We start from the raw sequence: 9,940 nt of genomic DNA on the forward strand, positions 1-9,940 counted from the left end.
CAGCTCGTTCACGTCCCGGCCACCCGATTCGTCTAGTTTGCGCCCGTGCGCAGACTCCTCCTCCCGGCGGCCGTGGCCGCCGTCTTGCTGCTGACCGCCTTTCCCGCCTCCGCCGCGCCGCGTGATCCTTCGCCCGTTGCGCAGACCCAGGCCTTCGCCGAGCCCGCCGATGCCGATGACCCCGCCATCTGGGTCCATCCCGGCGATCCTTCGCGCAGTGTCGTGCTCGGCACGCTGAAGGAGGGCGGCCTGGCCGCCTTCGATCTGCGCGCGCGGACCCTTCAGCTCGTCGCGGCCGGGCCGGGAGGCCGGTTCAACAACGTCGACGTCGTCGGCGATCTGGCCGTCGTCAGCGATCGGGGCCGCGACCGGGTCCGGGTGTACCGGATCGATCCGGCGGGCTCGGCGGCGGGCGCGCACGTGCTGCGCGACGTCACCGACCCCGCCGCGGCGCCGGTGTTCTCCGCGTCGGAGTCCGAAGTGGACGATCAGCGGACCGCGTACGGCCTGGCCGCGGGACGCGATCCGCGCACCGGTGTCCGGTGGGTGACGGTGACCCGGCGGCACGAGACGCGCGTGGCACTGCTGCGGCTGGTCGACCAGCCGGGCGGCACGGTCGGCACCGCCCGGATCTCGACGGTGGACCTGCCGTCGGAGTTCCGGCTGCCGGACGGCACCACGTGGGCGCCGTGCGAGGAGCCCGGCGAAGGACCGCAGCTGGAAGGCTCGGTCATCGACGGCCGCGTGCTCTACACCGCCCAGGAGGACGTCGGGATCTGGCGGATCCCGCTGACGCCGGCCGGCTTCGGACGGCCCGAGCTCGTCGACCGCGTGCGCTCGTACGGCGTCCCGCAGCGCTGGGACGCCGCGACCGAGGAGTGCGTGCCCGACGGCGCCGACCCCGGCTTCGGCGGCCGGTGGCTCACCGCGGACGCGGAGGGACTCGCCGTGGCGGACGGCACCCTCTTCGCCTCCAGCCAGGGCGACTCCCGGTTCGTCGTCTACGGCAGGCACACCCGGGACCTCCGGATCGTGGCCGGCCGCGGCACCGACTCGGTCGAGCACTCCGACGGCTCGGCGATCAGCACGGCCTACCTGGGCCGCGAGTTCCCGCACGGCCTGCTGGTGGTCCACGACGGCGAGCGCCGCCCGGCGGCCGGCGACCTCGCGACGACGGGCTTCGCGTTCGTCCGGCTGGAAGACGTCATCCCGCGGTAGGCCGATATCCGCCCCCATTGTCCGGCATTTGTCCGGCCGTGGATCCGGTGATTCTTTACCGATAAGCGGCACCTGAATGGACAACCGGCCGAAATCATCCCGAAACACGAAGACTCCACTTATGGCGGTGTCCTCGCGATCGATCTCGCGTAGGTTCACGGGATGCCGCGCCCCCATTCCGCGCTTGTCGTCCTGCTCCTGGCCGCCTTGGTCACTCCCGTTTTCCCGGCCGCCGCGCCCGCCGCGGCGGCCGGCGACGGAACGGGTGCGGTGTGCGACCGCCAGCCCGCCCTGAACGCCCAGGCGCCGGCCGGCGCCGTGGTCGTCGACCCCGCCGTCGACGGCGACCTCAGCGTGAAAACGCTGTCCGCGCCGCCGGGAACCACCTTCTGGCTGCCACCCGGCACGCACCGGCTCGCCGCCGACCAATACGGGCAGGTGATCCCGAAGGACGGCGACGTCTACCTCGGCGCCCCCGGTGCCGTGCTCGACGGCCGCGGGATCAACCGGGCCGCGTTCACCCAGCAGGCCAAGGACGTCGTCATCCGCGGGCTCACCATCCAGAACTTCGTCGCCCCCCAGGACCAGGGCGTGGTCAACCACGACTCCGGCGAGCACTGGGTGATCGAAAACAGCACCATCCAGAACAACAGCGGCGCCGCGCTGATGGCCGGTGTCCGCCAGGAGGTGCGGGCCAACTGCCTGCGCGGCAACGGGCAGTACGGGATGAACGCCTACCGCCCCGACAACGCGATCACCGGGCTGCTCGTCGAGGGCAACGAAATCTCGGGCAACAACGTCGACGATTGGGAAACGCGCAGCCCCGGCTGCGGGTGCAGCGGCGGAATCAAGTTCTGGGCGGTGAACGGCGCCGACGTCCGGGGCAACTGGATCCACCACAACCACGGCGCGGGCCTGTGGGCCGACACCAACGACAACGATTTCCTGATCGAAGACAACGTCATCGAGGACAATGACGCGGAAGCGATCTTCTACGAGATCAGCTACAACGTCGTCATCCGGCACAACGCCATCCGCCGCAACAACGTCGTGGCCGGGAGCCGGCGTGCGGCCCGCGGCGACAACTTCCCCTCCGCGGCGGTGTACCTGTCCGAGTCCGGCGGCGAACCGCGCGTCCCGGCCCGCACCGACGTCCTCGACATCTACGGCAACGACTTCGAGGACAACTGGTCCGCCATCACGCTGTGGGAGAACGCCGACCGCTTCTGCAACAGCCCGGCGAACACGTCCACCGCGAGCTGCACCAAGCTGGTCACCGACCGGACCCAGTGCGCGTCGCCGGGCATCGAGTCGGAACCGCTGTACGACGACTGCCGCTGGAAGACGCAGCGGGTCGAGATCCACTCGAACACCTTCAGCTTCGACCCCGCCCGGCCCGGCTGCGCCGGCCTGTGCGGCCGGATGGCCGTGCTGTCGAACTACGGCACCTACCCGGCGTGGTCCCCCTACCGGGGCACGCTCGTGCAGCAGGCGATCGCCCACGACCAGGACAACTACTGGTACAGCAACGACTACATCGGCCCGTGGACGTTCGTCGCCGGCGACAACTCCCGCACCCTCACCCCGGACCAGTGGCAGAACGAGCCGTGGAACCAGGACGACTGCGCCTCCTTCGACGGCGTGACGCCCTACTGCTGAGGACGCTCGGCCCGCGAGCCGGCGCACGAAACCCCGGGCCACGACCGCCACGAGCACCGCGGCGACGGCCCGGCAAGCCGTCGCCATTCCCCTGGTCATGTCTCCTCCATCCGGTCGGTCCGTCCGCCTGGTCCCAGAGAAGCACCCCACCCCGACAGATTTCCGGACCGCCCGGACGGCCCGCCCGCGCCCGGGAACGCACCGGAGCCGCCGGTCACCTACCGGGTGTCCCCCTGAGGGGGCATGGAGGCCTGGCAAAGACCCCGAAGCCGGACTCGGGGTAACCACCGGCCCGGCGAACTGGGCCGGCCCGGTGAACTCGCCCCGAAAAACTTCCGCCCCCATGCAGCACCCCGCCCCGCCTATGCGTCCATAGGGGTGACAAGGCGGGCGAAGGGACGTGCGTGGGCTTCGAAGAGTTCGTGGCGGAGCGGCTGGACGGGCTGCTCCGCTACGCCACCGTCCTGACGAACGACCCCCACCTGGCGCAGGACATCGTCCAGGACGTGCTGCTGCGCGCCCAGCAGCGCTGGGACGGCATCGACGCCCCGCCGACGTACGTGCGGCGGATGGTCACCAACGAGTACCTGTCCTGGCGGCGGCGCGCGGTGCGGCGCATGGTGCCGAGCAGCCACGACGTCCTCGACGCGCTGAGCCCGCCGTCGGCCGACCCGTCGGCCGCCTACGACGAGCGGGACGCGATGCTCGGCCTGCTCGCCACGCTGCCCCGCAAGCAGCGCGCCGCGGTCGTGCTGCGGTACTACGAGAACTACTCCGACGCCGAGATCGCCGCGATCCTGCGGTGCGGCGTCTCCACCGTGCGCAGCCAGATCTCGCGCGCCCTGGCGACCCTGCGCCAAGCCCCGCGCCCCGCGGCCATCACCACCGGAGCTGGAGAATGACCCGCAGCGAGCACGAGACCGAGACGCTCATCCGGGAGAGCCTGGACCGCCTCGCCGCCCGCGCCCCCGACGGCAACGCGGTCCGCGACGCGCTCGCCCGCGCCGGACGCCGGCGGCGGGCACCCGCCCGGCTCGCGCTGGTGGCCGCCGCCGTCGTCGCGCTGGTCGTCGGCGTCGTCGCGGGTACGCAGCTGCTGACCAGGCCGGACCCGGCACCGGCCGCGGGCCGCCCGGTGCTCGCCTACGGCCCGGGGTGGCTGCCGGACGGCTTCACCGAGCAGTACCGCGAAGGCGGGCCCGGCATCACCCCGCAGGTCCGGCGGTGGTTCGCCGGCCCGGCCTCGATCACGCTGACGACGTACTCCACCGCCGACCCCGAGTGGTCGCAGGCCGCGCTGAAGATCGCGTCGATCCGGGACCAGGTCCTGGTGCACGGCCGGGTCGCCATGGTCAAGGGCTCCGGCGACGCGGCGCAGCTCACCTGGCTGGCCGACGACCAGCACGTGCTGACCGCGGACGTGGTGAGCGTCCCGGACGCCCGCGCGGTCGCCCAGCGGGTCGCCGACGCCGTCGCCGCCGAACCGGTCGTCGTCCGCGGTGAGCTGCGGTTCGGCACGCTGCCGCCGGGGCTGACCGAACATTCGGCCGCGGTCAAGGGCAGCGGCCCCGGCGACGCGAGCACCGAGCTGACCGCGGCCGACCCGGCGCGGCCGTCGATTCCCCTGGTCCGGGCCGCCGTCGAGGCGAGGTCCCCCGGCGTGGACGGCGCCGCCCCGGTGACCGTCCGCGGCGGCGACGGCTTCTTCGTGGCGCCGGAGCACGGCCGGAAGGCGATGGTCGCGGTCCGGCTGCCGTCGGGGCGCTGGCTGACGGTGTCGGGCGCACGGCCGGAGGCCGAGCTGCTCGCCGTCGCGAACGGCGCCCAGCTCGACCCCTCGCCCGACTACGGCTGGCTCGGCCGGGCTACCAGCTAATCATCGGGAACCAGATGATCCCGAGCCGGCCGAGCACGCGGACGTCCCAGTACAGCAGCGTGAACGTGCCGCCGACGAGCAGCGCCACGCCGGTGACGGTCGCGATCCGGGCCGGCCTCGCGGCCAGCCAGCGCTGCACGCGTCCGCCCGTGGCGTGCGTGAGGATCAGGAACAGCACCGCCATGACGACGATGTTGCCGACCGACTGCAGCGCGAACGCGGCGGCGCCGTAGAGGACGTTGTGCTGCTCCGCCGCGCTGCGGAACATGATCCGGAACAGCGGGTACGGCCGTCCGATGAGGAACCCGCCGATGAGCGCGCCCATCAGGACGTGCGGCGCGGCCGGGTGCCGCCGGGTGAACCCGGCGAACGGGTTGCGGAGGATGCCGAGCGCGATCAGGCCCATCAACAGGAAGACCAGGCCGACGACGCCGAACGCGACCATCGACTGGACGCTGCGTGCGGACAACCCGGACGTCTTCGCGGTGGAGAACTGCGGCATCCGGGTGCCGACGAGCGCGACGATGACGCCGTAGACGACCGACACGGTCACCATGCCCGCGGAGATCCAGCCGAGCGGCTTGAGCGTGGTCGCGAAGCGCCGTTTCTCCCCCGCCTCCGCGCCGACGAGCGGGGCGACCGCGCCGAAGGCGGCGATGTTGCAGGCGGTGAACGAGCCCGCGAGCCCGGAGACGAACGCGAACAGCGTCCCGGCGAGGACCCCGCTGATCGGGGTGGCCTTGGCGTCGTAGCCGAGGAGCCCGTTCGCGACGCTGTCGCCGATCACGGAGTCGACGAAGGGCGCCGACCAGATCGCGGTCAGCGCGAACCCGGCGAGGATCGCGGCGACGGCGATCGCGGCGCGGCGCACGGGATACGGCCCCGTGCCGAAGAAACCCGCTTGCGGATGAACCGGTACTTCGTGTTTGACGGCCATCGACGTTCCCTTCGATCACGGGAAAACCCCAGTGCGGGAAGCGTTTCAGACACGAGTGTCGAAACGCTTCGGCCGCCAGAGTGGGTTTCGCGTGTTCTGACGGCCTATGCGGAAATCACGAGCCCGATCGGCGGAGCCGGTGCCGCCGGATGAACCGGGCCTTGACGGCAGAACTCACCACGCGCAGAATTAAACACATGACTAATTCTGCGCTGGCGGTCACCGGGCTGCGGGTCCGGCGCGGCGGCCGGCTCGTGGTGCGGGACGTCGGCTTCGAGGTGCCGCGCGGCGCCGTCACCGGGCTGCTCGGCCCGAGCGGCTGCGGCAAGACGACGCTGATGCGCGCGATCGTCGGCGTGCAGATCGTCGAGGGCGGCACGGTCACCGTGCTGGGCCTGCCCGCCGGCAGCCCGCCGCTGCGGCGCCGGATCGGCTACGCGACGCAGAACCCGGCGATCTACGCCGACCTCACCGTCCGGGAGGCGCTGCGGTACTTCGCCGCGGTGCTGCGCGCCCCGGCGTCCGATGTGGACCGGGTGATCGCCGAGGTCGGGCTGACCGACCACGCCGGGAAACTGGTCGGGTCGCTGTCCGGCGGGCAGCACAACCGCGCGAACCTCGCCGTCGCGCTGCTGGGGAAGCCGGAGCTGCTGGTGCTCGACGAGCCGACCGTCGGGCTCGACCCGGTGCTGCGCGACGAGCTGTGGGCGCTGTTCCGCCGGCTCGCCGACGACGGTGCCACGCTGCTGGTGTCCAGCCACGTCATGGACGAAGCGGCGCGCTGCGACCGCCTCCTGCTGATGCGCGAAGGCGTCCTCCTGGCCGACGACGCACCCCTCGCCCTGCGCGAACGCACCGGCGCCGCCGACCTCGAAGGCGCCTTCCTGCACCTCGTGAGGGCCGCGTCGTGAACCCCGCGCTGACGCTCGCCACGACCCGGCGCATCCTGACGCAGCTGCGGCACGACCCGCGCACCGTCGTGATGCTGGTCCTGGTGCCGACGCTGCTGATGATCCTGCTGCGGTACGTCTTCAACTCGGCGCGCGTGTTCAGCCACGTCGCGCCCGCGCTGCTCGGCGTGTTCCCGTTCCTGATCATGTTCCTCATCGCGTCGATCACGACGTTGCGGGAACGGACCACGGCCACCCTCGAACGCCTGATGACGCTCCCCATCGGACGGCTCGACCTGCTCTTCGGCTACGCGCTGGCGTTCGGCGCGATCGCCGTCGTCCAGGTGGCGCTCGCCGCGGGCGTGTCGCTGTGGTGGCTCGGCCTCGACCTGGCCGGGTCGGTCGTGATGCTGCTGCTGATCGCGGTCCTCGACGCGCTGCTGGGCATGGCCCTCGGCCTGTTCGTCAGCGCGTTCGCGCGCACCGAGTTCCAGGCCATCCAGTTCATGCCGGTGTTCGTGCTGCCGCAGATCCTGCTGTGCGGGCTCTTCGTGCCGCGCGAGGACATGGGCTGGCTGCTGCGGTGGCTGTCCGATGTGATGCCGCTGTCGTACGCGGTCGAGGCCCTGAACCGCGTCACGGCGTCGTCGACGGTCGACGCCGTGACGCTGCGGAACCTCGTGGTCGTCGCCTGCTGCGCGCTGCTGGCGCTGGTGCTCGGCGCGGCGACGCTGCGGCGGCGGACGCCCTGACTACGGTGGGCAAATGGCATCCGAAACGGACCGGCTCGCCGCCGAGCGCTACGTCGTCCTGACCACGTTCCGGCGTGACGGCCGGGCCGTGCCGACCCCGATCTGGGTGGCAGGCGACGGGGACGAGCTCGTGCTGTGGTCGGAGCGGAAGGCCGGGAAGGTCAAGCGCATCCGCAACGGCGGCCGGGTGGAGGTCCAGGCGTGCGACCTGCGCGGGCAGAAGACGCACGGCGCCGTCGTCGCCGGACAGGCCCGGCTGCTGGACGCCGAGGGCACCGAGCGGGTCCGGAAGGCGATCGCCCGCAAGTACGGCGTCGTCGGGCGCGTCACGATGTTCTTCTCGAAGCTGCGCGGTCCGGCGGACCGGACGGTCGGGATCGCCGTCAAACTGGACGGGTGAAGCTGCGGAAGCCGCGCCGCAGGTAGTTCGGCAGGGCGTTCGGGTGGTCGAGCGTCGAGGTGTGCAGCCAGACGCGGCGGGTGCCGGGCAGCGTCCAGGCGTCGGCGACGACGAGGGTGAGCGCGCACCCGCCGAGTCCTTTGCCGACGAATTCCGGCAGCAGGCCGAAGGTGGTGATTTCGACGTCGCCGTTTTCCCGGGGTTCGAAATCGGCGGCGCCGGCGACCTCGCCGCGGTATTCGATGAGCCGGTACCGCCGATCCGGTTCGGCGAGCCAGGTTTCCCACGCTTCTTCGCTCCGGGTGACGCTCGGCCAGGCGTAGGGCGTTCCGATCCGGACGTGCAGATCCCGGATGTGCGGCCCCGGCTCGGTGGCCTGCAGCGTGACGCCGTCGACGACGGGCGCGGGGTTGAGCTGATCCGCGGCGGTCATTTCGAGTTCGGTGACGATCTCCTCCACCCGCGGCAACCTACGGGCCCCGGGTGCCGCTGTCAGCCGCTTTTCGGCCCTTTGTCGGGCAGAATGGCGGAATGCTGGGTCATCTCGGGATCAACGTGCCCGACCTCCGCGCGGCCAAGGCGTACTACGACCGGATCATGCCCTTGCTCGGGTTCGACGAATTCCTTTCCGCCGACAACCAGTTCGCCTACCGTCCCGCCGGCGGCAAACCCGGGACCTACCTGTTCGTCTACCCCGCGCGGGAGCCCGGCGGGTACTCGCGGCACCGCGCCGGGCTGCAGCACCTCGCGTTCATGGTCCGCACTCCCGCCGACGTCCGGGCGGTGCACGCCGAAGCCGTCGCGCTCGGCAGCGAGGTCGTCCACGCGCCGCGGGTCTTCCCCGAGTACCCCCAGCCGTACTACGCGGCGTTCTGGCTCGACCCGTCCGGGATCATGCTGGAAGCCGTCTGCCACCACTAGCGGGTCAGTTCTCGCGCATCCAGGCGAGCGTGGTCCGCGACTCGCGCAGCCGCCAGCCCGACGGCGTCCGGACCACGGTGCAGTCCAGGCGCAGGCCGCTGGTCCGGTGGGGCGCTTCGCCGTCGCGGTAGAAGAACACGAGCGAGTTCGCCGAAACGGCCGCCTCGTCGCCGTCGACGTCCGCCAGCAGGTCGGTGTGCAGGTGCTGGGTGTGCTCCCCCGCGACCTCGGCCTGCCGCATGAAGGCGACGAGCTCGTCGAGGCCGCGGAGTTCGCCGTTGCGGGGCGAGTGCACCGCGACGTCCCCGGTGAAGACGGTGTCCGCGTCCTCCCACCGCTTCTCGTCGAGCAGCCGCGCGAGGCGGCTGAACAGGTCGGCGATCTCGATGCGGTCGGTGGTCATGACGCCTCTTTCATAGGCGAGTCCAACATTGGCGCCACCAACCATACCGATTTTCGTTGGCGACGCCAACGATGTAGGGTGCCGTCGTGGAAGAGACCCCCGCGCGCCTGGCCGCGAAGCCGAGCTGGCTGCTCACCCAGCTCGCGGTGCACGCCCACCGGCTGGCGGCCGACCGCTTCCGCGAGGCCGGGGCGCGCGGGTACCACTACCGCATCCTGGCCGCGCTGGCCGAGTTCGGCGTGGCCAGCCAGGCCGAGCTCGGCCGCCGGTGCGCCATGGACCGCAGCGACGTCGTGGCGGCGATCAACGAGCTGGCCGAGCCGGGTTTCGTCGAGCGGACCCCGGATCCGGACGACCGCAGGCGCAACCTCGTCACCCTCACCCAGGCCGGCGACCGGCACCTGCGACGCCTGGAGCGAGCGCTGGACGAGGTGCAGGACGACCTGCTGGCCCCGCTGCCGGCCGCGGACCGGGAGACGTTGACCCACCTGCTCGCCCGGCTGCTCGCACACCACTCCGCCCGCTAGACCGCCGCCCGCAGCGCCGCCGCCATCGCGGCGGAGTCGTGATCGGGGCCGCAGCCGTCGACGAGGACCAGATCACCCGGGATGTGGTCCGCGCGCAGGGGCAGGATCGCCCGGTACGCGGGCGAGTCGTACCACTCGTGCGCCGCGGCGAGGCTGGGGAACTCGATGACGACGAGCGAGCCCGGCCACTCGCCTTCCATCACCTCGACCGGCGCGCCGTGCACGACGAACCTGCCGCCGTAGGGGTCGAGCGTGGCCTGGATGCGTTCGAGGTACTGGAAAACCTCTTCGGCCAGCACGGCGGGCGGCCGCAGGTGGGCGAGTCCGTAGGCGGTCATGGTGGTCCTTTCGTCGTCC

Annotated in this window: 13 protein-coding genes; 9 read left to right on the forward strand and 4 right to left on the reverse strand. The window is 71.9% G+C overall.

Translation table 11 applies throughout. The features are described 5' to 3' along the window. Positions 1–45: 45 nt before the first annotated feature. The 4 genes from ACH54P_RS17495 to ACH54P_RS17510 all read left to right on the forward strand — a co-directional run bounded on the left by ACH54P_RS17495 (position 46) and on the right by ACH54P_RS17510 (position 4,753). Positions 46–1,218 carry a phytase gene (locus ACH54P_RS17495; RefSeq protein ID WP_489914006.1) on the forward strand — a complete coding sequence of 391 codons (1,173 nt, stop codon included), beginning with the start codon at positions 46–48 and terminating at the stop codon, positions 1,216–1,218. Between the two features lie 162 nt (positions 1,219–1,380). Then, positions 1,381–2,877 carry a right-handed parallel beta-helix repeat-containing protein gene (locus ACH54P_RS17500; RefSeq protein ID WP_489914008.1) on the forward strand — a complete coding sequence of 499 codons (1,497 nt, stop codon included), beginning with the start codon at positions 1,381–1,383 and terminating at the stop codon, positions 2,875–2,877. Positions 2,878–3,281: 404 nt separating this feature from the next. Further along, on the forward strand, positions 3,282–3,779 hold the full coding sequence (locus ACH54P_RS17505; RefSeq protein WP_489914010.1) for a SigE family RNA polymerase sigma factor: 498 nt from the start codon (positions 3,282–3,284) through the stop codon (positions 3,777–3,779). Beyond that, positions 3,776–4,753 (forward strand): hypothetical protein, encoded by a 978-nt coding sequence (locus ACH54P_RS17510; protein ID WP_489914012.1) that lies wholly within the window; start codon positions 3,776–3,778, stop codon positions 4,751–4,753. The genes ACH54P_RS17505 and ACH54P_RS17510 overlap by 4 nt, the downstream gene beginning before the upstream one ends. On the opposite strand, the gene ACH54P_RS17515 is transcribed toward ACH54P_RS17510, so the two are convergent. Beyond that, the gene (locus tag ACH54P_RS17515) at positions 4,743–5,690 is read right to left on the reverse strand and encodes a hypothetical protein (protein WP_489914014.1); all 948 of its coding nucleotides are present in this window, start codon (positions 5,688–5,690) and stop codon (positions 4,743–4,745) included. The genes ACH54P_RS17510 and ACH54P_RS17515 overlap by 11 nt on opposite strands. Before the next feature lie 197 nt (positions 5,691–5,887). Here ACH54P_RS17515 and ACH54P_RS17520 point away from each other — a divergent pair, with 197 nt between their 5' ends. From ACH54P_RS17520 to ACH54P_RS17530, 3 genes are read left to right on the forward strand one after another with little or no spacing between them, the layout of a single operon-like run. Beyond that, entirely contained in the window at positions 5,888–6,601 is a 714-nt protein-coding gene (locus ACH54P_RS17520) for an ABC transporter ATP-binding protein (RefSeq protein ID WP_489914016.1), read from the forward strand. Further along, on the forward strand, positions 6,598–7,332 hold the full coding sequence (locus ACH54P_RS17525; protein WP_489914018.1) for an ABC transporter permease: 735 nt from the start codon (positions 6,598–6,600) through the stop codon (positions 7,330–7,332). Before ACH54P_RS17520 ends, ACH54P_RS17525 begins: the two co-directional genes overlap by 4 nt. Positions 7,333–7,345: 13 nt before the next feature. Beyond that, complete coding sequence (locus tag ACH54P_RS17530; RefSeq protein ID WP_489914020.1) at positions 7,346–7,732, forward strand: PPOX class F420-dependent oxidoreductase; 387 nt, start codon at positions 7,346–7,348, stop codon at positions 7,730–7,732. Here the strand turns inward: ACH54P_RS17530 and ACH54P_RS17535 are convergent. Continuing rightward, the gene (locus ACH54P_RS17535; RefSeq protein ID WP_489914022.1) at positions 7,716–8,192 is read right to left on the reverse strand and encodes a GNAT family N-acetyltransferase; all 477 of its coding nucleotides are present in this window, start codon (positions 8,190–8,192) and stop codon (positions 7,716–7,718) included. The two genes, ACH54P_RS17530 and ACH54P_RS17535, sit on opposite strands and share 17 nt — an antisense overlap. A gap of 71 nt (positions 8,193–8,263) precedes the next feature. Here ACH54P_RS17535 and ACH54P_RS17540 point away from each other — a divergent pair, with 71 nt between their 5' ends. Continuing rightward, positions 8,264–8,653 (forward strand): VOC family protein, encoded by a 390-nt coding sequence (locus ACH54P_RS17540; protein ID WP_489914024.1) that lies wholly within the window; start codon positions 8,264–8,266, stop codon positions 8,651–8,653. 4 nt (positions 8,654–8,657) lie between these two features. Here ACH54P_RS17540 and ACH54P_RS17545 read toward each other — a convergent pair whose 3' ends face one another. Then, positions 8,658–9,056 (reverse strand): nuclear transport factor 2 family protein, encoded by a 399-nt coding sequence (locus tag ACH54P_RS17545; RefSeq protein WP_489914026.1) that lies wholly within the window; start codon positions 9,054–9,056, stop codon positions 8,658–8,660. A gap of 86 nt (positions 9,057–9,142) precedes the next feature. On the opposite strand from ACH54P_RS17545, the gene ACH54P_RS17550 reads away from it, so the two are divergent. Beyond that, entirely contained in the window at positions 9,143–9,583 is a 441-nt protein-coding gene (locus tag ACH54P_RS17550; RefSeq protein ID WP_489914028.1) for a MarR family winged helix-turn-helix transcriptional regulator, read from the forward strand. Here the strand turns inward: ACH54P_RS17550 and ACH54P_RS17555 are convergent. Continuing rightward, complete coding sequence (locus tag ACH54P_RS17555; RefSeq protein WP_489914030.1) at positions 9,580–9,921, reverse strand: DUF1330 domain-containing protein; 342 nt, start codon at positions 9,919–9,921, stop codon at positions 9,580–9,582. The genes ACH54P_RS17550 and ACH54P_RS17555 overlap by 4 nt on opposite strands. Positions 9,922–9,940 lie beyond the last annotated feature (19 nt).

The sequence above is a fragment of the Amycolatopsis sp. N2S4-7 genome (assembly GCF_058119595.1).

What these genes read in the sequence shown, in the direction of transcription:
- ACH54P_RS17500 (WP_489914008.1), top strand. Translation starts at nt 1,381, where the DNA reads ATGCCGCGCCCCCATTCCGCGCTTGTCGTCCTGCTCCTGGCCGCCTTG.
- ACH54P_RS17510 (WP_489914012.1), top strand. Translation starts at nt 3,776, where the DNA reads ATGACCCGCAGCGAGCACGAGACCGAGACGCTCATCCGGGAGAGCCTG.
- ACH54P_RS17515 (WP_489914014.1), bottom strand. Translation starts at nt 5,690, where the DNA reads ATGGCCGTCAAACACGAAGTACCGGTTCATCCGCAAGCGGGTTTCTTC.
- ACH54P_RS17520 (WP_489914016.1), top strand. Translation starts at nt 5,888, where the DNA reads ATGACTAATTCTGCGCTGGCGGTCACCGGGCTGCGGGTCCGGCGCGGC.
- ACH54P_RS17530 (WP_489914020.1), top strand. Translation starts at nt 7,346, where the DNA reads ATGGCATCCGAAACGGACCGGCTCGCCGCCGAGCGCTACGTCGTCCTG.
- ACH54P_RS17540 (WP_489914024.1), top strand. Translation starts at nt 8,264, where the DNA reads ATGCTGGGTCATCTCGGGATCAACGTGCCCGACCTCCGCGCGGCCAAG.
- ACH54P_RS17545 (WP_489914026.1), bottom strand. Translation starts at nt 9,056, where the DNA reads ATGACCACCGACCGCATCGAGATCGCCGACCTGTTCAGCCGCCTCGCG.
- ACH54P_RS17555 (WP_489914030.1), bottom strand. Translation starts at nt 9,921, where the DNA reads ATGACCGCCTACGGACTCGCCCACCTGCGGCCGCCCGCCGTGCTGGCC.